This window comes from Streptomyces sp. NPDC005408 (genome assembly GCF_040606445.1).
In the GTDB taxonomy this organism is placed as follows: Bacteria; Actinomycetota; Actinomycetes; order Streptomycetales; family Streptomycetaceae; genus Streptomyces.
This window is the reverse complement of the sequence record NZ_JBEXEX010000007.1, coordinates 70,177-91,374: the sequence shown is the minus strand read 5'-3', so window position 1 is coordinate 91,374 and position 21,198 is coordinate 70,177. Positions and strand designations below refer to the sequence as shown.

18 protein-coding genes are annotated in these 21,198 nt (G+C 69.6%); 13 read left to right on the top strand and 5 right to left on the bottom strand.

Features of this window, described 5'->3' with window-relative positions; translation table 11 throughout:
• Positions 1–188: 188 nt before the first annotated feature.
• A complete protein-coding gene (locus tag ABZS64_RS09780; protein ID WP_355826044.1) occupies positions 189–1,628 on the top strand; it encodes a Gfo/Idh/MocA family oxidoreductase in 1,440 nt (479 codons plus the stop codon).
• 51 nt (positions 1,629–1,679) lie between these two features.
• On the opposite strand, the gene ABZS64_RS09775 is transcribed toward ABZS64_RS09780, so the two are convergent.
• Positions 1,680–3,269 (bottom strand): peptide-N4-asparagine amidase, encoded by a 1,590-nt coding sequence (locus tag ABZS64_RS09775; RefSeq protein ID WP_355825680.1) that lies wholly within the window; start codon positions 3,267–3,269, stop codon positions 1,680–1,682.
• A 225-nt stretch (positions 3,270–3,494) separates the two neighbouring features.
• Between ABZS64_RS09775 and ABZS64_RS09770 the strand changes: the two genes are divergently transcribed.
• Complete coding sequence (locus ABZS64_RS09770) at positions 3,495–5,303, top strand: ABC transporter ATP-binding protein (protein WP_355825677.1); 1,809 nt, start codon at positions 3,495–3,497, stop codon at positions 5,301–5,303.
• Complete coding sequence (locus ABZS64_RS09765; RefSeq protein WP_355825675.1) at positions 5,300–7,081, top strand: ABC transporter ATP-binding protein; 1,782 nt, start codon at positions 5,300–5,302, stop codon at positions 7,079–7,081. The genes ABZS64_RS09770 and ABZS64_RS09765 overlap by 4 nt, the downstream gene beginning before the upstream one ends.
• A gap of 4 nt (positions 7,082–7,085) precedes the next feature.
• Here ABZS64_RS09765 and ABZS64_RS09760 read toward each other — a convergent pair whose 3' ends face one another.
• A complete protein-coding gene (locus tag ABZS64_RS09760; protein ID WP_355825672.1) occupies positions 7,086–7,607 on the bottom strand; it encodes a hypothetical protein in 522 nt (173 codons plus the stop codon).
• A gap of 63 nt (positions 7,608–7,670) precedes the next feature.
• On the opposite strand from ABZS64_RS09760, the gene ABZS64_RS09755 reads away from it, so the two are divergent.
• The gene (locus ABZS64_RS09755; RefSeq protein WP_355825669.1) at positions 7,671–8,288 is read left to right on the top strand and encodes a sigma-70 family RNA polymerase sigma factor; all 618 of its coding nucleotides are present in this window, start codon (positions 7,671–7,673) and stop codon (positions 8,286–8,288) included.
• The gene (locus tag ABZS64_RS09750) at positions 8,281–8,940 is read left to right on the top strand and encodes an anti-sigma factor (RefSeq protein ID WP_355825666.1); all 660 of its coding nucleotides are present in this window, start codon (positions 8,281–8,283) and stop codon (positions 8,938–8,940) included. Before ABZS64_RS09755 ends, ABZS64_RS09750 begins: the two co-directional genes overlap by 8 nt.
• Before the next feature lie 166 nt (positions 8,941–9,106).
• On the opposite strand, the gene ABZS64_RS09745 is transcribed toward ABZS64_RS09750, so the two are convergent.
• Positions 9,107–9,898 (bottom strand): metal-dependent hydrolase, encoded by a 792-nt coding sequence (locus ABZS64_RS09745; protein WP_355825663.1) that lies wholly within the window; start codon positions 9,896–9,898, stop codon positions 9,107–9,109.
• 61 nt (positions 9,899–9,959) lie between these two features.
• On the opposite strand from ABZS64_RS09745, the gene ABZS64_RS09740 reads away from it, so the two are divergent.
• Genes ABZS64_RS09740 through ABZS64_RS09730 form a run of 3 tightly spaced genes read left to right on the top strand, consistent with a single transcriptional unit; the run spans position 9,960 to position 13,963 of the window.
• Positions 9,960–12,533, top strand: a complete 2,574-nt coding sequence (locus ABZS64_RS09740; RefSeq protein WP_355825661.1) for a DUF3516 domain-containing protein — start codon at positions 9,960–9,962, stop codon at positions 12,531–12,533.
• Positions 12,534–12,567: 34 nt separating this feature from the next.
• On the top strand, positions 12,568–13,443 hold the full coding sequence (locus ABZS64_RS09735) for an acyl-CoA thioesterase II (protein ID WP_355825658.1): 876 nt from the start codon (positions 12,568–12,570) through the stop codon (positions 13,441–13,443).
• 31 nt (positions 13,444–13,474) lie between these two features.
• Positions 13,475–13,963, top strand: a complete 489-nt coding sequence (locus ABZS64_RS09730; protein ID WP_355825655.1) for a glutathione peroxidase — start codon at positions 13,475–13,477, stop codon at positions 13,961–13,963.
• Positions 13,964–14,018: 55 nt separating this feature from the next.
• Here ABZS64_RS09730 and ABZS64_RS09725 read toward each other — a convergent pair whose 3' ends face one another.
• Complete coding sequence (locus ABZS64_RS09725) at positions 14,019–15,245, bottom strand: acyl-CoA dehydrogenase family protein (protein WP_355826043.1); 1,227 nt, start codon at positions 15,243–15,245, stop codon at positions 14,019–14,021.
• 185 nt (positions 15,246–15,430) lie between these two features.
• On the opposite strand from ABZS64_RS09725, the gene ABZS64_RS09720 reads away from it, so the two are divergent.
• A complete protein-coding gene (locus ABZS64_RS09720; protein WP_355825652.1) occupies positions 15,431–16,090 on the top strand; it encodes a TetR family transcriptional regulator in 660 nt (219 codons plus the stop codon).
• Positions 16,091–16,230: 140 nt separating this feature from the next.
• Here ABZS64_RS09720 and def read toward each other — a convergent pair whose 3' ends face one another.
• Positions 16,231–16,782: a peptide deformylase gene (gene def, locus ABZS64_RS09715; protein WP_355825649.1), complete on the bottom strand. Its 552-nt coding sequence runs from the start codon at positions 16,780–16,782 to the stop codon at positions 16,231–16,233.
• Positions 16,783–16,897: 115 nt separating this feature from the next.
• Here def and ABZS64_RS09710 point away from each other — a divergent pair, with 115 nt between their 5' ends.
• The 4 genes from ABZS64_RS09710 to ABZS64_RS09695 all read left to right on the top strand — a co-directional run bounded on the left by ABZS64_RS09710 (position 16,898) and on the right by ABZS64_RS09695 (position 21,132).
• Positions 16,898–18,136 carry a MurT ligase domain-containing protein gene (locus tag ABZS64_RS09710; protein WP_355825647.1) on the top strand — a complete coding sequence of 413 codons (1,239 nt, stop codon included), beginning with the start codon at positions 16,898–16,900 and terminating at the stop codon, positions 18,134–18,136.
• 28 nt (positions 18,137–18,164) lie between these two features.
• Complete coding sequence (locus tag ABZS64_RS09705; protein WP_355825645.1) at positions 18,165–18,893, top strand: glutamine amidotransferase; 729 nt, start codon at positions 18,165–18,167, stop codon at positions 18,891–18,893.
• Positions 18,894–19,055: 162 nt separating this feature from the next.
• The gene (locus ABZS64_RS09700; RefSeq protein ID WP_355825642.1) at positions 19,056–20,081 is read left to right on the top strand and encodes a 6-phosphofructokinase; all 1,026 of its coding nucleotides are present in this window, start codon (positions 19,056–19,058) and stop codon (positions 20,079–20,081) included.
• Positions 20,082–20,178: 97 nt separating this feature from the next.
• Entirely contained in the window at positions 20,179–21,132 is a 954-nt protein-coding gene (locus ABZS64_RS09695; protein ID WP_355825640.1) for a cytochrome c oxidase assembly protein, read from the top strand.
• Positions 21,133–21,198: the final 66 nt, after the last annotated feature.

Here is a 21,198-nt window from a genome sequence, read left to right as displayed (position 1 = left end):
AGGGGCCGCGCGAACGCTGCGATGAAGAGTCCATGGGTTCGAACCAAGAGTCCAAACTGTGCTCTTGCGCACCAGTGGCACCAACCTCCAAGGTCCTTACCGGAGTTCATGAACAGGCCGCGCAACGTCAGCTCAAGGACCGCTCTCCTGGAGGCTCGATGAACGACGCAGCACAGCAGAACCCCGGTATGACGGAAGGCACTTCGGACGGCGACGCGCCGCCGAGCCGCCGTTCGGTCTTACGGACCACCGCCGGTGTGGCGGGCGCAGGACTCGGACTCGGCGCGCTGGGCACGGGTACCGCCGCAGCGGCGGAGACCGGCAGGACAACGGCCGCGCAGACGGCGACCGCGGGGGCCACCGCTGAAACGCCCGCCCGCACGGGCCCCACGATGGTGGGTGTGCCCTTCGAGCGGCGCAGCACCGTACGGGTCGGGCTGATCGGCCTCGGTAACCGCGGCAGCAGCATGATCGACCTCTATCTCGCCCTTCCCGGAGTCCAGGTCGTCGCCCTCTGCGACCCGGTCAAAGCCAAGATCGAGGCCGCCGCGGCCAAGGTGGTCAAGGCCGGTCAGCCCGCGCCCGCCGTCTACACCAACGGCGAGAACGACTACGAGAACCTGTGCAAGCGCGGCGACGTCGACTTCATCCACGCGGCCACGCCCTGGGACGTCCACTTCGAGATGGCCAAGACCGCCATGCTGAACGGCAAGCATGTCGGCGTGGAGTGTCCGATCGCGATGCGCCTGGACGAGCTGTGGGAGCTGGTCGACCTCTCCGAGCGCACCAGACGGCACTGCATGCAGCTGGAGAACTGCTGTTACGGCAGAAACGAGATGCGGGTTCTGCGCATGGCGCACGCGGGCAAGTTCGGCGATCTGCTGCACGGCGCTGGCGCCTACAACCACGATCTGCGCGGCCTGATGTTCGACCCGGACTACTACGAGGGTCCGTGGCGGCGGCTGTGGCACACCCGGCTGCGCGGCGACCTGTACCCCAACCACGGCTTCGGTCCCGTCTCCAACTACTTGGACATCAACCGCGGTGACCGCGCGGTGAGCATCTCAAGCTTCGGCACCCCGGCCCTCGGCCTCGCCCAGTACCGCAAGGCGAACATGCCGCCGGGCGACCCGAGCTGGAAAGAGACGTACATCGAGAGCGACCGGACGATCAGCCTGGTCCAGACGGCGAAGGGCCGGGTCATCCGCCTGGAGCACGATGTGTCGACCCCACACCCCTACAGCCGGATCAACAGTCTCGGCGGCACGAAGGGTGTCTTCGAGGACTACCCCGAGCGGATCTACATAGAGCCCGACCACACCGATGACGCGTGGGGCGACTTCGGCGCATACGCCGAGTGGGACCACTGGCTGTGGAAGGAACACGCCAACCCGCCCGGCGGGCACGGCGGGATGGACTACATCATGGTCTTCCGTCTGATGCAGTGCATGCAGCTGGGCCTGGTGCCCGACTTCGATGTGTACGACGCGGCGACCTGGACGGCTCCGGTCCCGCTCAGCCATGCGTCGATCAAGGCGAAGGGCGCGCCGCAGCAGATCCCCGACTTCACGCGCGGTGAGTGGAGGAAGGCCCGCCCCGGCATGGACTCCGACAAGCCCACCAACTGACGAGGGCCGCGGGGCCCGGCCCTCGCCCGCGCCGGGCCCCGCACCCATGCCTCAGCAGCTCCGCCGGTCCTCGGTCACCGTCCCCTGGACCGTGCGCAGACTGCGGTCGTAGCAGCCCTCCGAGCCGCGGAGCCGGTAGCGCTCGGCCGTCGTTCCCACCGCGTGCCGCTGATCGCGCGGCACATTGGCGGTGTAGGTCGCGTCTCCGGTGTACGCATCGTCGAGACGCGACCACAGCAGACGCTCACCACCCCGAGCGACGACGGTGTCGGCCTTGTCCCCGAGGGTGAGGACGGTCCGCAGCCGGTCCCCTTCGCCGAGCGTCGTGATGCCGTCCATCGTGTACGTGCGACGGGTGAGGGTGACCTGCCGCCCGCTGGTGACGCTCTCGTCGTCGTTCCACGTCCCCTGGAGCGCGTCCAGGTTCTCGCCCTCGGTCCAGCGGTGGACGGAGGTGTTCGCGAGCGTGCGGCTGACAGTGGTGGCGACCCGTCCGTGCGAGGTCTCGAGGTATCCCCCGACGGTGAGCCCATGGGCGCCCTTGGTGTCGAGCCGGTGCTCCGAACCGGGCGTGTACGTCACCGAGTTGACCGGTGCCGACTCCTCGTGACGGGTCAGAGCACCGGTCACCACGGCACTCCCTTCGTCCTGCCAGACCAGCACATTGGTGGGCGTGCTCCAGCCGGTCTGCCCTTCGGGGACTCCGACGACGGACACCTCGATCCGGTGCGGCCTGCCGTCGTTGAGCCGGGCGGCGAAGGGTGTCAGGTCGTACTGGATGGGCTTGATGTCGAAGGCGCGCGGCCCTGGAATCACGTACCAGAGGAAGGGGTTGGACCAGCCGCCGGTCCAGACCGTGGGGAACGGCGCCGCGATTCCGGCGAGCTGTCCGTCGACCTTGATCTGCACCTCGCGGTACGGGCCGCCTGCGGCCTTGCAGGAGTACGGGGCGGAGTCCGGGACGGTCAGATACCAGTACTCCTCGCAGCCGCCGCCCGATCCCGTCGCGTACACCTCGGCGACGATCCGTTCGGAGTTACGCGGCGTGCTGAGCGAAGTGCCGTCCACCGTAAGCACCTTGTCGGGTGTCACGGCCGCCTTCGCCGCGCGGCCCGCCGCGTAGAAGGTCAGCGTCACCTTGACGTCGAATATGCCGGTGTACGTCTCATTGACCACATTGCCGATGAGCATCTCGACCGGCTGGGCGCTGCGCAGCGTGTCGCTGTAGCGCGTGACGTCCTTCTCCACGGACCAGGCGATGCCGTCCGGCGAAGGCTCCGGAGTGGACGTACGAAGGATCTCCACTCCGCCGACGGTGAGATAACCGAGCCGGTCGAACTGCCGTCCCTTGACGCTCCCTTCCAGCCGTAGCACTACCTTGCTCCAGCTTGTGCCGCAGCCCTTGGGAGGCGCGTAGCTCCCCTTGTACGGCGTGAAGTCGCGGAACTGCGCCTCTGCGAGCGTCACTTGGCAGGACTTCGTGTCGGGCCGGGCGACGGGCGGTGCGGCGGTGACCGGGTCGTGCCAGTCGGTTCCGAACTCGGCAGGGGGCTCGGTGGCCGCTGCGGCGGGCCCGGCGCCGAGCAGCGATCCCGCCGCCAGCGCCAGGCCGGCGAGCATGGACATGATCTGTCGTCTCATGCGTCAGGAGTGAAGCGTGTGTGGGGCCGCAGCGCCAGGGAGTGTCTTCAAAGTAGCGTCGTCCGCCCGAAGGGCGGGCAGACGGGACTTTGAAGACACGACCTGGAGCCAGGTGTTCGATCTTGGCGAGTTGTGTGTCCTGCCGCACAAAAATCGATTGCGGGACAGGGCTCCGAAAGGCGAACCTTGCACGGTTTCCGCCACACTTTCGAGCACTGGGACATCATGCAGATTCGCGATCTTCCGTATCCCGACCCTGGTGTGGCCGATGCCAGGTCCGGGCCGCGTTTTCTGCTCTGGCTCGGGCTGAATCAGCTGGGCGGACAGTTCAAAGCGCTGGCCTGGGGTCTGCTGCACTTCTGCGGTGTGGCCGGACTGCCGCTCGGTGTCGGCCGGGCCGTCCAGGCGGTCGTGGACCGTTCCGGCAGTGCCCTGGTGCTCGCCGGAGCGCTCATCGTCCTGTGCGGCGTCGCGATCACCCTCGGCGACACGATGCTGCACCGGACCGCCGTCACCAACTGGATCACCGCCGCGGCACGGGTCCAGCAGCTGCTGGCCCGCAAGGCCTCGGAGCTGGGATCGGCGCTGACCCGCCGGGTCGCGGCCGGCGAGGTGGTCGCCGTCTCCACCGGCGACGTCGAGAAGATCGGCTGGTTCGTGGAGGCCGTCTCGCGCTTCGCCGCGGCCGCCATCACCGTGGTCCTCGTCTGCGTCGGCCTCGTCCTGTACGAACCGGCGCTGGGCGTGGTTGTCGCCGTCGGGGTCCCCGTGCTGGCACTGGCCGTACTGCCGCTGCTCCCGCGGGCGACCCGGCGCGCCGACATCCAGCGCGAGAAGGCGGGCAAGGCCACCGAGCTGGCCTCGGACACCGTCGCGGGCCTGCGGGTTCTGCGCGGCATCGGCGGCGAGGAGCTGTTCCTCGGCCGCTACCGGCAGGCGTCGCAGGAGGTGCGCAGGGCCGCAGTCCGCAGCGCCCGTATGTGGTCGCTGATCTCTGCGATCCAGGTGCTGCTGCCGGGTCTGCTGCTGATCACGGTGATCTGGTACGGAGCCGGGCTCGCCCGGGAGGGCCGGGTCGAGGTCGGCGAACTGGTCACCGCCTTCAGCGCGGTGACGCTGCTCATGTACCCGTTGAGGCACTTCGAGGAGATCGCCATGGCGTACTCCTTCTCGCGGCCCTCCGCGAAACGTGCGGCTCGGGTGCTGTCTCTGCGGCGTGCGACGCAGCCCTCCGGAGCGCAGTACGGCAGCCCGAGCGGCGATCTGTACGACCCCGCCACCGGCGTCCTCGCGCCCGCGGGCCGGTTCACCGCCGTGGTGTGCGGCGACCCGGACGCCGCGGGACTGCTGGCCGAGCGCCTTGGCGGGCATCCGGCCACCGACACGGACGGCGCTGCCTCCGTGCTGCTCGGCGGGGTGCCGCTGGACGACCTGGCGCTCGACGAGGCCCGTGCCGCCGTCCTCGTACAGGACAAGGATCCGGTGCTGCTGTCCGGTACCTTGCGGGACTTGCTCGACATCCCCTCCTCCGGGGAGGTGTCCGCCGAGGACGCTCTGAAGGCGGCCCAGTGCGGCGATGTGCTGGACGCGCTCGCGCAGGCGTCCGTCGACACCGACGGCGACCCGATGCGGACGCGGATCACCGAGCGCGGACGGTCGTTGTCCGGCGGGCAGCGTCAACGGCTCGCGCTGGCACGGTCGCTGGTCACCGACCCCGGGGTGCTGGTCCTGGACGAACCCACGTCCGCCGTGGATTCGCACACGGAGGCGCGGATCGCCGAGGGCATCAAGGGGCTGCGGACCGGCCGCACCACGGTCGTGTTCGCATCCTCGCCGCTGTTGCTCGACCGCGCGGACCGGGTGGTGTTCGTGCACGACGGCAAGGTGGCGGCGGTCGGTGTGCACCGCGAACTGCTGCACAGCACAGCCGACTACCGCGCGGTCGTCACCCGCGAGACAGAAGAAGAGCAGCTCGGTGGCATCACCGCCATCGACGCGCTGAAGGAACTGGAAGAAATCGAGGAGTCGGCATGATCGGCGTGGCGCCACCGGCGTACGACCCGGCGGCCCCGGAGACAGCGGCGACCCTGCCGGTCGGAACACCGGAGACCGTTCGGGCCTACGTCCGCGAACTGCTGCGGCGGCACCGCAGGGCCTTCGTGCTGCTGGTCTCGGTCAACGCCGTCGCTGTGATCGCCTCGATGATCGGCCCCTATCTGCTGGGCGGGCTCGTCCAGGACCTGGCGGACGGTGCGCGCGATCTCCATCTGGAGCGCACCGCCGCGCTGTTCGCGGTGGCGCTGGTCGTCCAGACGGTGTTCGTACGGCTGATGCGGCTGCGCGGCGCGATGCTCGGCGAGGAGATGCTGGCCGACCTGCGCGAGGACTTCCTCGTGCGGTCGGTCGGGCTGCCGCCGGGCGTCCTTGAGCGGGCCGGTACGGGTGATCTGCTCTCCCGTATCACCACCGACATCGACCGGCTGGCCAACGCCATGCGCGAGGCCGTACCGCAGCTGGCGATCGGCGTGGTCTGGGCGGCGCTGCTGATCGGTGCGCTCACGGTGACAGCGCCGCCGCTGGCGCTCGCGGTGCTCGTCGCCGTTCCTGCGCTGGTGATCGGCTGCCGCTGGTACTTCAGGCGTGCGCCGTCGGCGTACCGCTCGGAGGCCGCCGGGTACGCGGCAGTTGCCGCGATGCTGGCCGAGACCGTCGACGCAGGGCGGACCGTCGAGGCGCACCGCCTCGGCGGTAGCCGGGTGGCGCTGTCCGAGCAGCGGATCCAGGAGTGGACCGCGTGGGAGCGCTACACGCTCTATCTGCGGTCGGTGCTCTTCCCCGTCATCAACGTGACGCATACGACGATCCTCTGCTCCGTGCTCCTGATCGGCGGCGCCTTCGTCCTCCAGGACTGGATCAGCGTGGGGCAGTTGACGACCGGCGCCCTGCTCGCGCAGATGCTGGTCGACCCGGTCAATCTGATCCTGCGCTGGTACGACGAGCTCCAAGTCGCCCAGGTGTCGATCGCCAGGCTCGTCGGCGTACGCGACATCGAGCCGGACGCCGGCGACGCGGGCGTCGTACCGGACGGCCGCGATGTCCGCGCGGACGAGGTGCACTTCGGCTACCGCGAGGGCGTGGACGTGCTGCACCAGGTGTCCCTGGCGGTCGCGCCGGGCACCCGGCTCGCCCTCGTCGGCCCGTCCGGCGCGGGCAAGTCGACGCTCGGCAGGCTGCTTGCGGGCATTTACGCCCCGCGTGCCGGACAGATCACGCTCGGCGCCGCCGAGTTGTCCCGGATGCCCGCGGAACGCGTCCGCCAGCATGTCGCCCTGGTCAACCAGGAGCACCACGTCTTCGTGGGCTCGCTGCGCGACAACCTCCTGCTGGCCCGTACCGGCGCGCCGGACGCCGAGTTGTGGGCGGCGCTCGGCGCGGTCGACGCGGACTCCTGGTCACAGAGCCTCGACGACGGTCTGGACACCGAGGTCGGCTCGGGCGGTCTCGCCCTCACCCCGGCTCAGGCCCAGCAGATCGCGCTGGCCCGCCTGGTGCTCGCGGACCCGCACACGCTGGTCCTGGACGAGGCGACCTCGCTGCTCGACCCGCGGGCCGCCCGCCATCTGGAGCGCTCGCTGTCACGGGTCCTGGACGGCCGTACGGTCGTGGCCATCGCCCATCGCCTGCACACCGCGCACGACGCGGATGTGATCGCGGTGGTGGAGGACGGCCGGATCAGCGAGCTGGGCAGCCATGACGCGCTGGTGGCCGCGGACGGGGCCTATGCGGCGCTGTGGCGGTCCTGGCACGGGTGAGGGGTCAGTAGCCGTATCCGCCGTCGTTGCTTCCGGCGGGTACGGCCTTGGTGATCGCCTTGCCGTGCGCGTCGATGACGTACCAGACCTTGTCGATGCCCTGGCCCTTCACATCGCCGGCCGCCTTGTCGGGCGCGTAGTAGTAGAGCGGGTGACCGGCGTACGTCGCCTGGGTCTTCCCTGCCACGTCCGTGGTGTTGATCAGCTTCGCGTCGGCGCCTGCACCGGCCTTGGGCTTGCCCTCCATGGGCGGCCACAGCTTCAGGCACTGTGCGTCGCACTTCATCGAGTTCGTGTTCTTGCCGTCGGCGGTGAACAGATAGAGGGTGCGCCCCTTGCCGTCGACGAGGATCTTGCCGAGCGAGGAGTCGGCGATCTTGACGGTGGACGGGTCCTTGACGGCGGAGGCTGCCGTGCCGCTCGATCCGCTGGTGCCGGTGGCGCCCGCGCTCCCGTCCCCGCAGGCCGCGAGTCCGAGAGAAGCGGAGAAGACGAGCGCGATCGCTGCGATGGTGCTCCTGCTCATGGTGTGCCATCCCTTCCTTGACCCCGGTTGTACGCAGGGACGGCGGCAACGGATTGCGCGGCGATGCAATCCCTTCGCTGCGCGGTGACGTATGTATGCGATGTGGAGCTGTTCTCGCGCGCGGACCGGACCGACGACGCCTCACTCCTCGCCGGGCTCGGCATAGGCGACGAGGCGGCATCGACCGCGTTCGTCCGCCGCTTCCAGGGGGCTGTGTACGGTCTCGCGCTGTCGGTGACCCGCGAACCGGGCCTTGCCGAGGACGTCAGCCAGGAGGTGTTCGTACGGGCCTGGCGCGCTGCCGGCAGTTATGACGCGCGCCGCGCGTCCGTGCTCACCTGGCTGCTGACCATCACCCGCAACGCGGCCATCGACGCGGTGCGGACCCGGCGGCCGAGCCCGGTACTGACCGAAACCCTGGAGCGGTTGATCGGCGCGACGCTTCAGACAGAGGGCCCGGAGCAGCTGGCTCTCATCGCCGTCGAGAGCAGACGCGCCGTCGCACGGCTCCGTACGCTGCCCACCGAGCAGGCGCGGGCCGTCGTGCTCGCCGTTATCGGTGGGTGCACCGCCGCCGAGGTCGGGCGGCACGAGAACATTCCGCTCGGCACCGCCAAGACCCGTATCCGCACGGGTCTGCGCAGGCTGCGAGACTCGCTGAAGGAGGAGAGCCGTGACTGAGAGCCACCTGGTCGAGGAACAGCTGGTCGCCCTCGCGCTCGGCGATCTTCAGGACGAGCAGACAGCGATGCTGGAGCATCTGCGCGACTGTCAGGCGTGCCGGACGGCGTACGACGACATCTCGGGTGCCGTGGACGCCGTGCTGCCCGCGGCGCCGACCGTCGCTCCCCCGGCGGGCTTCGACGCCAGGGTCCTCGAGCGGCTCGGTGTGAAGCCCCCCGCGAGCCCCGCGCCGCGCCGCTCGCGCCGGTCGCGCCGGATCCCTGTGCTGGTCGCGGCAGCAGCGGCGGCCGTCGGGATCGGCATCGGCTCGGCCGTGACCGCGACGGTCGCCGACCGGGCCCCGGCGAACGTCGCGGTCAGCGAGAACGGCGCACGGCTCGTCAGCCGCACCGGGTCCACGGTCGGCTCGGTCGAGCCGAGCCGGGCCGGGGACGAGCGGGTAGTCGTCATGCAGATCACCGACGCACCACCCGGCAAGCACTACTCCTGCCGACTGGTACTGAAGGACGGCACGGTCCGTGACGCAGGCGCCTGGTGGGTGCCGGCATCCGGACGCGCGACCTGGATCGCGTACGGCACGGCGAGCACCATCGACCGCGTGGAGCTGGTCGGCGACGACGGCAGTGTCTGGTCCACGGCCGACCTGTGACGCGCTAGGGGGTGTCGTTTGGATCAGGCCGGATCAGTGAGCGGGGTCTGGTGCGTGCGATCGCAAGGCGGAGGAAGGAGCCGACGCGGAGCGTCGGCGACTGACGACAACGCAGCGAGCGTTCGTGCCAGGGCACGCGAACCCGGCAAGATCCGAAAGACACCCCCTAGATATACCCCAGCGCCGCCGCTCCGCCCGCACCACCGAGCAGCATGAACACCGGCATCAGCACCTTCAGCTCCACCCAGCTCCCGGCCCGGAACCGCATCGCCTTCGGCGGGCCGATCGGGTACCAGCGCTTGCGGCCCACCGGGATCGGCCACAGGACCGGGCAGCCCGAGACCGTCAGGGCATCGCCGATGTCGTGCACGAGCGCGCCCAGCACGATCGGCAGACCCAGCCACATGTACTCCTGGCCGGGGGCCGTGAACAGCCAGTCCGCGCCGTTGCCCGGCTTGTCGAGCACGCCCGCGAGGATCCATGCGCTCGTGGCGCCCAGCAGCCACACCAGTACATCGCTGGAGACCCGCGCCGCCCGCCACAGCAGACCCTCCACCGCGAGCACCAGATGGATGAAGAGGATCGCGAGGACCGCCCACCGGCCTCCGAAGATGGCCAGCGCCGAGGTGCCCGCTCCGATCAGGACCGCCCAGAGCCAGGTGTGGGTGAGCGTGCGATGGCCGCCGGTCCTGCGCTTGTCGCCCTGCTTCCTTGTCGCTTTGTAGACCGCGTACGACAGTTTGTCGACGATCTCGCACAGCCCGCGCGAGATGGGCCCGAAGGCCCGCGAGATCGTCGCCGCCTTGTGATCGAGGTCCGGCGCCAGCGCCGCGCCCGCGCAGATGAGCGCTCCGACGACGAGGACCGGCCACGGCATCGGGTGGCCGGCGGCGGCTGTCGCCGCGCCCACCCCCAGCCAGGCAGCCGCCCCGGACAGTGAGTGCGCCGGTCCCATCATGTGTGTTTCCCGCCCCATTGCTCTTGTGGTTAAGCCGAGTTGACAGGGCAGCGTATCGCCCGTGATCTTGCCGCCGACCTCCGGTTCCCTGATCCGGGGTGAAGGCAGGCAAGATGGGGGCGTGACCCTTATCGATCAGCTGCCGCCGGATGCCGACCCCGATGCCCTCTTCGAAGCCTTCTCCTCATGGGCTGAAGGCCAGGGCATCACGCTCTACCCGGCTCAGGAGGAGGCGCTGATCGAGGTGGTTTCCGGGGCGAATGTGATCCTTTCGACCCCCACGGGATCCGGAAAGAGCCTCGTCGCAGCGGGCGCGCACTTCACCGCTCTCGCCAATGACCAGGTGACCTTCTACACCGCGCCGATCAAGGCGCTCGTCTCCGAGAAGTTCTTCGATCTCTGCAAGCTCTTCGGCACGGAGAACGTCGGGATGCTGACGGGCGACGCGTCCGTCAACGCCGACGCTCCCGTCATCTGCTGCACGGCCGAGGTGCTGGCCTCCATCGCCCTGCGCGACGGAAAGAACGCCGACATCGGCCAGGTCGTGATGGACGAGTTCCACTTCTACGCCGAGCCGGACCGCGGCTGGGCCTGGCAGATCCCGCTTCTGGAGCTGCCGCAGGCGCAGTTCATCCTGATGTCGGCGACGCTCGGCGACGTCTCCATGTTCGAGAAGGACCTGACCCGCCGCACCGGCCGCGAGACCTCGGTCGTCCGGTCGGCGACCCGGCCCGTCCCGCTCTCGTACGAGTACGTCACGACGCCCATCACGGAGACCCTGACCGAGCTGCTCGAAACCAGGCAGGCGCCGGTCTACATCGTGCACTTCACACAGGCCCAGGCGGTCGAGCGCGCGCAGTCGCTGATGAGCATCAACATGTGCACGCGCGAGGAGAAGGACAAGATCGCCGAACTGATCGGCAACTTCCGATTCACCACCAAGTTCGGGCAGAACCTGTCCCGTTATGTACGCCATGGCATCGGTGTGCACCACGCGGGCATGCTGCCCAAATACCGCCGTCTGGTCGAAAAGCTCGCGCAGGCGGGCCTGTTGAAGGTCATCTGCGGTACCGACACGCTCGGCGTCGGGGTCAACGTCCCCATCCGCACGGTTCTGTTCACGGCTCTCACCAAGTACGACGGCAGTCGCGTACGTACGCTCCGCGCCCGCGAGTTCCATCAGATCGCCGGTCGCGCCGGGCGGGCAGGCTTCGACACCGCCGGTTTTGTGGTCGCCCAGGCCCCCGAGCACGTCATCGAGAACGAGAAGGCGCTCGCCAAGGCCGGCGACGACCCGAAGAAGCGCCGCAAGGTGGTCAGGAAGAAGGCTCCCGAGGGCTTTGTCGCCTGGTCGGACACCACGTTCGAGAAGCTGATCGGCTCCGATCCTGAGCCGCTGACCTCGCGCTTCCGGGTCACCAACATCATGCTGCTCTCGGTGATCGCCCGGCCCGGGAACGCCTTCGATGCGATGCGCCACCTGCTCGAGGACAACCACGAGCCGCGCAAGGCGCAGCTGCGCCACATCCGCCGGGCCATCGCCATCTACCGCTCGCTGCTGGACGGCGGGGTGGTCGAGCAGCTGGACAAGCCCGACGCCGAGGGCCGCACCATCCGGCTCACCGTCGACCTCCAGCAGGACTTCGCGCTGAACCAGCCGCTGTCGACGTTCGCACTCGCCGCCTTCGACCTGCTCGACCCGGAGTCCCCGTCCTACGCCCTGGACATGGTCTCCGTCGTCGAGTCGACGCTCGACGACCCCCGCCAGATCCTCGCCGCCATGCAGAACAAGGCACGCGGTGAGGCGGTCGGCCAGATGAAGGCGGACGGCATCGAGTACGAGGAGCGCATGGAGCGGCTCCAGGACATCTCGTACCCCAAGCCGCTGGAAGAGCTGCTCTGGCACGCGTACAACGTCTACAAGAAGTCGCACCCGTGGGTCGGTGACCACCCGGTCTCGCCGAAGTCCGTCATCCGTGACATGTACGAACGGGCCCTCACCTTCACGGAGTTCACCTCCTGGTACGAGCTCGCGCGCACCGAGGGCATCGTGCTGCGCTATCTCGCGAGCGCGTTCAAGGCGCTAGACCACACCATCCCCGACGACCTCAAGACCGAGGACCTTCAGGACCTGATCGCCTGGCTCGGCGAGATGGTGCGGCAGGTCGACTCCAGTCTGCTCGACGAGTGGGAGCAGCTCGCCAACCCGGAGGTCGAGACCGCCGAGCAGGCCCAGGAGAAGGCCGACCAGGTCAAGCCGGTCACCGCGAACGCGCGCGCCTTCCGGGTACTCGTACGCAACGCCATGTTCCGCCGGGTGGAGCTCGCCGCGCTCGACAAGGTCGGCGAACTCGGGGAGCTGGACGCCGAGTCCGGCTGGGGCGAGGACGCCTGGGGTGAGGCGATGGACGCGTACTGGGACGAGTACGAGGACCTGGGCACCGGACCCGACGCCCGCGGCCCCAAGCTGCTGCTCATCGAGGAGGATGCCGAGCACGGGCTGTGGCGCGTCCGGCAGATCTTCGCCGACCCCAACGGCGACCATGACTGGGGTATCAGCGCGGAGGTCGATCTCGCGGCCTCCGACGAAGAAGGCCGGGCCGTCGTGCGCGTCACGTCCGTCGGCCAGCTCTGACACCTCCGACACTGGGAACACAGGAGAACACCCGATGACGAACCCGGCGGAGCGCCTCGTCGATCTGCTCGACCTGGAGCAGATCGAGGTCAACATCTTCCGCGGCCTCAGCCCGAACGAATCCCTGCAACGGGTCTTCGGCGGGCAGGTGGCGGGCCAGGCGCTGGTCGCGGCCGGCCGTACCACCGACGGCGAGCGCCCGGTCCACTCGCTGCACGCCTACTTCCTGCGGCCGGGAATCCCCGGTGTGCCGATCGTCTACCAGGTCGAACGGGTCAGGGACGGCCGCTCCTTCACCACCCGCCGGGTCACGGCGGTGCAGCAGGGCAAGACGATCTTCAATCTGACCGCCTCCTTCCACCGGCCGGAGGCGGGCAGCATCGAGCACCAGCTGCCGCCGCGGCTGGAGTTCCCGGATCCGGAGACTCTCCCCACGGTCACCGCGGAGGTCCGCGAGCGCCTGGGAGAGCTGCCGGAGGCGCTGGAGCGGATGGCCCGCCGCCAGCCCTTCGACATCCGCTATGCCGACCGGCTGCGCTGGACCGATGAGGAGATCAAGGAGGCGGACCCGCGCAGCGCGGTGTGGATGCGCGCGGTGGGCCCGCTGGGCGACGATCCGCTGGTGCACACCTGCGCGCTGACGTACGCGAGCGACATGACCCTGCTGGACGCGGTCCGTATCCCGGTGGAGCCGCTGTGGGGCAGGCGCGGTTTCGACATGGCCTCGCTGGATCACGCGATGTGGTTCCACCGGCCCTTCCGCGCGGACGAGTGGTTCCTCTACGACCAGGAGTCCCCGATCGCCACGGGCGGCCGGGGCCTGGCGCGCGGCCGCATCTACGACCGGACGGGCAATCTGCTCGTTTCGGTCGTGCAGGAAGGTCTCTTCCGTCCGTGGGGTTCACAATGAATGTCGATTGCCTGCCCATGAGGAGATTTCCATGACCCTGTACGACATCCCGCTGCGCACGCTCGGCGGCGAGCCGACGTCCCTGGCCGACTACGAGGGCAAGGCCGTCCTGGTGGTGAACGTTGCCTCCAAGTGCGGACTGACCCCGCAGTACGCCGGTCTGGAGCGGCTGCAGAAGCAGTACGCCGAGCAGGGCTTCAGCGTCGTCGGCGTGCCGTGCAACCAGTTCGCGGGACAGGAGCCGGGCAGCGCGGAGGAGATCGAGTCCTTCTGCTCGGCGACGTACGGCGTGACCTTCCCCATGCTGGAGAAGACGGATGTGAACGGGGACGGCCGGCACCCGCTGTACGCGGAGCTGACGAAGGTCGCGGACGCCGAGGGCGAGTCCGGGGACATCCAGTGGAACTTCGAGAAGTTCCTGATCGGCAAGGACGGCCAGGTCGTGTCCCGTATCCGCCCGCGCACGGAGCCCGAGGACCCGGCTGTCATCGCCGCGATCGAGGCGCTGCTCGGCGCGTAACGCGATCATTCGCCGGGCGGGCTCGAGAAGGCCGCCCGGCGATTGAGGACGGCGGTCAGCGGATCGGCATACCCGACAGAGTGCGGGCGATCACCAGGCGCTGGATCTCACTCGTGCCCTCGAAGATCGTGTAGATCGCCGCGTCGCGGTGCATGCGCTCCACCGGGTACTCACGCGTGTAGCCGTTGCCGCCCAGGATCTGGATGGCCTGGGCCGTGACCTTCTTCGCGGTCTCGGAGGCGTACAGCTTGGACATCGAGCCCTCGGCCGACTCGAAGGGCTTGCCCGCCGCCGCCATCCAGGAGGCGCGCCACACCAGCAGCCGTGCCGCGTCGATCTGGGTGCGCATGTCGGCCAGCTGGAAGGCGATGCCCTGGTTGTCGATGATCGGGCGGCCGAACTGGCTGCGGGTCATCGCGTAGTCGAGCGCGACCTCGTACGCGGCACGGGCGGTGCCCACCGCCATCGCGCCGACCGCCGGGCGGGACGCCTCGAAGGTGGCCATCGCGGCGTTCTTCACGCGCTCGCCGCCCTTCTTTGCGCTCTCGCGCGCCCGGGCGAGACGCTGGTCCAGCTTCTCCTTGCCGCCGAGCAGGCAGTGCCCGGGAACGCGGACGTCCTCCAGGACCACCTCGGCGGTGTGGGATGCGCGGATGCCGTGCTTCTTGAACTTCTGGCCCTGGGAGAGGCCGGGGGTGTTCGGCGGGACGATGAAGGAGGCGTGTCCCTTGGAGCCGATCTCCGGGTCGACGACGGCGACGACGACATGGACGTTGGCGATGCCGCCGTTGGTGGCCCAGGTCTTGGTGCCGTTGAGCACCCATTCGTCCTTGGCCTCGTCGTAGACGGCGCGGGTGCGCATGGCCCCGACGTCGGAGCCCGCGTCCGGTTCGGACGAGCAGAAGGCCGCGACCTTCACGTCTTCGACGTCGCCGTACATCTGCGGGATCCAGGTGCCGATCTGCTCCTCGGTGCCGTTGGCGAGGACGCCGACGGCCGCGAGGCCCGTGCCGACAATGGAGAGACCGATGCCCGCGTCGCCCCAGAAGAGCTCCTCCATCGCCATCGGGATGCCGAGGCCGGTGGGGTCGAAGAACTGCTGGGCGTAGAAGTCGAGGGAGTAGATTCCGACCTTGGCCGCCTCCTGGATCACCGGCCAGGGGGTTTCCTCACGCTCGTCCCATTCGGCGGCGGCCGGGCGCATCACGTCCTTGGCGAAGCCGTTCAGCCAATCGCGGACCTGCTTCTGGTCGTCGTTGAGTTCGAGCGCGAACTCGGCCATGTTCCCCTCCAGCACTGCGGTGACATCCTGCATGTTACTTGCGGTAACGAGAGTCTGTTACCGACAAGTAGCCCCTGTCAACCAGCCACTGGCCGATCCCCTGCACGTAGGGGCATGGTGTTACGTTGCGCAGGCGCCACGGAATCGCGGGCGTCGCGTAATCGCTCGGGCGGGGAGAAACACCTATGGAGACCACACAGCAGGCGGCGGGCCAACAGCGGTCGGCCGACCAGCGGCGCCGGGAGCTGCTGGAGGCGGCCGACCGGGTGGTGCTCCGGGACGGGCCACAGGCGTCGATGAACGCCATCGCCGCGGAAGCGGGCATCACCAAGCCCATCCTGTACCGGCACTTCGGCGACAAGGGCGGCCTGTACCGGGCCCTCGCCAAGCGCCACACCGACGCCTTGCTGGACGCGCTGCGGGCGGCTGTCGACGCCCCGGCCGACCGGCGCGAGCGGGTCGAGGCCACGCTCGACACGTATCTCGCGGCGATCGAGGCACGGCCGCAGGTCTACCGCTTCCTGATGCATCCGTCCGAGGACAACCAGCCCGCGGACGCGGGCTCGGACACGGGCTTCGACGTCGGCCTCCACTCGGCTCCGCTCCTGCGCCGCCTCGGCGAGGAGCTGGCGAAGGTCATCCATGACCGGGTCGACCTGGGTCCGGACAGCGAGCAGCTGGCGCGGGTGTGGGGCCACGGCATCGTCGGCATGATGCACGCGGCCGGAGACTGGTGGCTGGGCGAACGCCCATGCTCCCGTGCGGAGTTGGTGCGATGCCTGGCGGACCTGCTCTGGGGCCGGCTGGCCGCGGCAGCGGACCGCGCGGGCAGCCCCGGGTTCTGACCGGGCTCCGCCCCAGACCTCGCTCCGCCGCGCGAAGCGCGTACGGGGTTCGGGGCTGAGCTGCCCCGCGCGGCGGAGCCGCACATCGATACAGCGGGAAGGGGCGGGGCAGGGGAACAAGCCCCGCGCGGCGGTCAGGCCTACCGGCCCTCACCCGCACCCCACTTCGCCCGCCGTGCCGCCCGTATGGCCCGCGCCCGCCGCCACCCCGTCAGCCGGTCCGTGTAGACCAGCCCCTCCACGTGGTCGCACTCGTGCTGCAGGCACCTCGCGAAGAACCCCGTACCAGCCACCCGCACCGGCTCCCCGTCCGCCGTCACGCCCTCGACCACCGCGTGGTCGAAGCGCTCCGTCCCGGCTTCGAGGCCGGGCAGCGAGAGACAGCCTTCCGGGCCGCGCACGGTGACACCGTCCGCCTCCACCAGACGCGGGTTGACGATGTGTCCGAGATGGCGGACGTCCTCGTCGTCGGGGCAGTCGTAGACGAACACCCGCAGCGGGACGCCCACCTGGTTCGCGGCGAGGCCCACACCCTGCGCCGCGTACATCGTCGCGAACATGTCCTCGATGAGCTGCTTCAGCGCGGGTGAGAAGTCCGTGACGGGCTCACAGGGCGCGTGCAGCAGCGGATCTCCGAGCAGGCTCATGGCCTTGACGAGTCCAGAACTGCCGGGGATGGGCCGGTTTCGCATGGCCGTAACAGTACGGTCCGCCATGACCTCCACAGTCTCCGGCGGTGCCGACGTACGGGCGCCCGGCCGGACCTCGATAGGCTGGGCCGGACCGATGCAAGGAGGATCAAGGACGATGTCAGGCAACTCGGAGCCCCTGACGCCGCGCGCCAAGCTGGCCGTGACGGCAGGCAAGGCCGCTGCGGCGGTGTCGCGCGCCGCCGGACGCGGCAGCGGATCGGTGATCGGCGGCCGGGTCGCGCTCAAGCTCGACCCCGATCTGCTGGGGCGGCTGGCGCAGCACCTGGACGTCGTCCTCGTGTCGGCGACCAACGGCAAGACCACGACGACCCGGCTGATCGCCGAGGCCCTCCGGGCCGCCGGACCGGTCGTCTCCAACGCGCTCGGCGCCAACATGCCCGCAGGCATCACCTCGGCGCTGGCCGGCGGCTCCGACGCCAAGTTCGGTGTGATCGAGGTCGACGAGAAGTACCTCGCCGGCGTCGCACGCGATGTGACGCCCAAGGCGATCGCGCTGCTCAACCTCTCGCGCGACCAGCTGGACCGCGCCGCCGAGACCCGGATGCTGGCCGAGAAGTGGCGCGAGGGCCTGTCCGGTACGAAAGCCATGGTCATCGCCAACGCCGACGACCCGCTGATCGTGTGGGCCGCCTCCTCGTCGCCCAATGTGGTGTGGGTGGCCGCCGGACAGGAGTGGAAGGACGACGCCTGGTCCTGCCCGTCCTGCGGCGGCGTGATGCAGCGCCCCGGCGACGACTGGTTCTGCGGCGAGTGCGGCTTCCGCCGTCCCGCCCCCAGCTGGGTGCTCAGCGGCGACCACGTCCTCGACCCGCACGGCTCGGCCTGGCCGATCCACCTCCAGCTGCCCGGCCGCGCCAACAAGGCGAACGCCGCCACCTCCGCCGCCGTCGCCGCCTGCTTCGGGGTGCCGCCGCAGGTCGCCCTTGAGCGCATGTACTCCGTGCAGGCCGTCGCAGGCCGCTATGACGTCGTCAACTTCCTCGGCCGCGATCTGCGCCTGCTGCTGGCGAAGAACCCGGCGGGCTGGCTCGAAACGTTTTCCCTGATCGACCCGCCGCCGACCCCGGTCATCCTCTCGGTCAACGCCCGCGGCGCCGACGGCACGGACACCTCCTGGCTCTGGGACGTCGACTACACGCGTCTCGCCGGCCACCCGATCTTTGTGATCGGCGACCGCAGGCTGGACCTGGCCGTACGCCTCGAAGTCGCGGGCCTGGACTTCCGGGTGTGCGAAACCGTCGAGGAGGCGGTGCAGCTCGCCCCTCCCGGCCGGATCGAGCTGATCGCCAATTACACCGCCTTCCAGGACGTTCGCCGCCGCGTCGGCAACTGACCCGCGGACCTGCGAAAAGGACATGAGCATGAGCGACAACAGCCTGCGTCTGGTCTGGGTCTACCCGGACCTGCTCAGCACCTACGGCGACCAGGGCAACGCGCTGGTCGTCGAGCGCCGGGCCCGGCAGCGCGGCCTGGACGTGATGCGTATCGACGTACGCAGCGACCAGCCGATCCCGACCTCCGGCGACATCTATCTGATCGGCGGCGGCGAGGACCGGCCGCAGCGGCTCGCGGCCGAGCGGCTGCGCCGCGACGGCGGGCTCAGCCGGGCCGCGTCGAACGGCGCGATCATCTTCTCCGTCTGCGCCGGCTACCAGATCCTGGGCCACGAGTTCATCAACGACCTCGGTGAGCGCGAGCCGGGTCTCGGCCTGATCGATGTGATCTCCACCCGCGGCGAGGGCGAGCGGTGCGTCGGTGACGTACTGGCGGACATCGACCCGCAGTTGGGCCTGCCGCAGCTGACCGGCTTCGAGAACCACCAGGGCATCACGCACCTCGGCCCGACGGCCCGGCCGTTTGCCCGCACCGTCCTCGGCCGGGGCAACGGCACCGGCGACGGCACCGAGGGCGCGTACAACGACACCGTCTTCGGCACCTATATGCACGGCCCCGTGATGGCCCGCAATCCGCAGATCGCGGACCTGCTGCTGAAGCTGGCCCTCGATGTGAACGCGCTGCCGCCGACGGACGACCGGTGGTACGAGGCGCTGCGCGCCGAGCGCATCGCGTCCGCGACGCAGCCCGCCTGACCGCTCACCTTCGGCCCGCCTGTCAGCCCGCCTGACAGAAAGCTGACGTCCATCAGTCGGACATCCGGTTCGGCCCCGTCACCCAGCGCCGGTAGGGTGACGGGGATCCGACCGGACGACGTGGTCCGGGACTCTGCCCACGTTGTAAAGGTATTTCGGGCTATGCGCATTGGTGTGCTCACCTCCGGCGGCGACTGCCCCGGTCTGAATGCCGTCATCCGTTCCGTCGTACACCGCGCCGTCGTCGACCACGGCGACGAGGTCATCGGCTTCCACGACGGCTGGAAGGGCCTTCTGGAGTGCGACTACCGCAAGCTCGACCTTGACGCGGTCGGCGGCATCCTGGCCCGCGGCGGCACGATTCTCGGCTCCTCCCGGGTCCAGCCCGCGCATCTGCGCGACGGCGTGGAGCGGGCCAGGGGCCATGTCGCCGAGCTGGGCCTCGACGCGATCATCCCGATCGGCGGCGAAGGCACCCTCAAGGCGGCCAACCTCCTCTCCGAGGGCGGGCTGCCGATCGTCGGCGTACCGAAGACGATCGACAACGACATCGCGTCGACCGATGTCACCTTCGGTTTCGACACCGCCGTGGGCGTGGCCACCGAGGCGCTCGACCGGCTGAAGACCACCGCCGAGTCGCACCAGCGGGTGCTGATCGTCGAGGTCATGGGTCGGCACACCGGCTGGATCGCGCTGCATTCCGGCATGGCCGCCGGCGCGCACGCCATCGTCGTGCCCGAGCGGCCCTTCGACATCGACGAGCTGACCAAGCGGGTCGGCGAGCGCTTCGAGGCGGGCAAGCGGTTCGCGATCGTCGTGGTCGCCGAGGGCGCCAAGCCGCGCGAGGGCTCTATGGAGTTCAACGAGGGCGGCAGGGACATCTACGGGCACGAGCGCTTCGCGGGCGTGGCCCAGCAGCTCGCCGTCGAGCTGGAGCAGCGGCTCGGCAAGGAGGCCCGGGCGGTCATCCTGGGGCATGTGCAGCGCGGCGGAACCCCGACCGCGTACGACCGAGTGCTCGCCACCCGCTTCGGCTGGCATGCCGTGGAGGCCGCGCACCGCGGTGAGTTCGGCATGATGACGGCGCTGCGCGGCACGGACATCACGATGGTGCCGCTGGCCGAGGCCGTGGAGACGCTGAAGACCGTCCCGGCCGAGCGCTATGCCGAGGCCGAGTGCGTGCTCTGACGCAGGAGCGTACGACTGGAACCGCCCCCGGCCGCTGCTGCGGCCGGGGGCGGTTCTAGTCTGGTCCGGACAACAAGCGCGAATCGGGAGCGAGCGGATGGATCACAGCGGGCACGGCATGACGATGGATCTGCCGCCGTTCACGCTGGGGCGGGGGCTCGAGTACTCACCGGACCCGTTCTTCCTCGTCGGCTGTCTGCTGGCTCTCGGCCTGTACGGCTGGGGGGTGCTGCGGCTGCGCAGGCGCGGCGACAGCTGGCCGGTCAGCCGGACCGTCTTCTTCACGGTCGGCGTGCTGAGCGTGGCGCTCGTGATGTGCACCAAGCTGAATGACTACGGCATGGTCATGTTCAGCGTGCACATGGTGCAGCACATGGTGATCAGCATGCTGTCCCCCATCGTGCTGCTGCTCGGAGCGCCCGTGACGCTGGCGCTGCGCGCGCTTCCGGTCGCGAGCCGTCGCGGCAGCAAGGGGCCGCGCGAGCTGCTGCTCGCCCTGCTGCACAGCCGCTACATGCGGATCGTCACGCACCCGGCCTTCACGATCCCGCTCTTCATCGCGAGCCTGTACGCGCTCTACTTCAGCCCCCTCTTCGACTTCCTGATGGGGTCGAAGACCGGGCATGTGGCGATGATGGTGCACTTCCTCGCGGTGGGCGTCGTCTTCTTCTGGCCGATCATGGGAATCGACCCGGGGCCGCACCGCCCCGGCTATGTGATGCGGATGCTGGAGCTCTTCGCGGGCATGCCGTTCCATGCCTTCTTCGGCATCGCCCTGATGATGGCGACCGAGCCGATGATCAACGCGTACAAGAATCCGCCGGCCTCGCTCGGCATCGACGCGCTCACCGACCAGAACGCGGCGGGCGGCATCGCCTGGGCCTTCAGTGAGATCCCGTCCGTGCTGGTGCTCGTCGCGCTGGTCTTCCAGTGGTACCGCTCCGAACAGCGGCAGGCGCGGCGCATGGACCGGGCCGCGGACCGGGACGGCGACAAGGATCTCGAGGCGTACAACGCGTATCTCGCCTCGCTCCAGGCACGCGGACAGTAACCGGGCAGTAGCGCGATTCCCTCCTCACGGGTGACCATGAGGTCGACGGCCGTGGCCGTCTGAGGA

Bases quoted from the DNA above. Each gene is read 5' to 3' on its own strand.
- ABZS64_RS09730 (WP_355825655.1), top strand. From the start codon at position 13,475: ATGACCCTGTACGACATCCCGCTGCGCACGCTCGGCGGCGAGCCGACG.
- ABZS64_RS09695 (WP_355825640.1), top strand. From the start codon at position 20,179: ATGGATCACAGCGGGCACGGCATGACGATGGATCTGCCGCCGTTCACG.
- ABZS64_RS09705 (WP_355825645.1), top strand. From the start codon at position 18,165: ATGAGCGACAACAGCCTGCGTCTGGTCTGGGTCTACCCGGACCTGCTC.
- ABZS64_RS09775 (WP_355825680.1), bottom strand. From the start codon at position 3,269: ATGAGACGACAGATCATGTCCATGCTCGCCGGCCTGGCGCTGGCGGCG.
- ABZS64_RS09700 (WP_355825642.1), top strand. From the start codon at position 19,056: ATGCGCATTGGTGTGCTCACCTCCGGCGGCGACTGCCCCGGTCTGAAT.
- ABZS64_RS09735 (WP_355825658.1), top strand. From the start codon at position 12,568: ATGACGAACCCGGCGGAGCGCCTCGTCGATCTGCTCGACCTGGAGCAG.
- ABZS64_RS09725 (WP_355826043.1), bottom strand. From the start codon at position 15,245: ATGGCCGAGTTCGCGCTCGAACTCAACGACGACCAGAAGCAGGTCCGC.
- def (WP_355825649.1), bottom strand. From the start codon at position 16,782: ATGCGAAACCGGCCCATCCCCGGCAGTTCTGGACTCGTCAAGGCCATG.
- ABZS64_RS09780 (WP_355826044.1), top strand. From the start codon at position 189: ATGACGGAAGGCACTTCGGACGGCGACGCGCCGCCGAGCCGCCGTTCG.
- ABZS64_RS09755 (WP_355825669.1), top strand. From the start codon at position 7,671: ATGCAATCCCTTCGCTGCGCGGTGACGTATGTATGCGATGTGGAGCTG.
- ABZS64_RS09770 (WP_355825677.1), top strand. From the start codon at position 3,495: ATGCAGATTCGCGATCTTCCGTATCCCGACCCTGGTGTGGCCGATGCC.
- ABZS64_RS09710 (WP_355825647.1), top strand. From the start codon at position 16,898: ATGTCAGGCAACTCGGAGCCCCTGACGCCGCGCGCCAAGCTGGCCGTG.
- ABZS64_RS09745 (WP_355825663.1), bottom strand. From the start codon at position 9,898: ATGATGGGACCGGCGCACTCACTGTCCGGGGCGGCTGCCTGGCTGGGG.
- ABZS64_RS09720 (WP_355825652.1), top strand. From the start codon at position 15,431: ATGGAGACCACACAGCAGGCGGCGGGCCAACAGCGGTCGGCCGACCAG.
- ABZS64_RS09765 (WP_355825675.1), top strand. From the start codon at position 5,300: ATGATCGGCGTGGCGCCACCGGCGTACGACCCGGCGGCCCCGGAGACA.
- ABZS64_RS09760 (WP_355825672.1), bottom strand. From the start codon at position 7,607: ATGAGCAGGAGCACCATCGCAGCGATCGCGCTCGTCTTCTCCGCTTCT.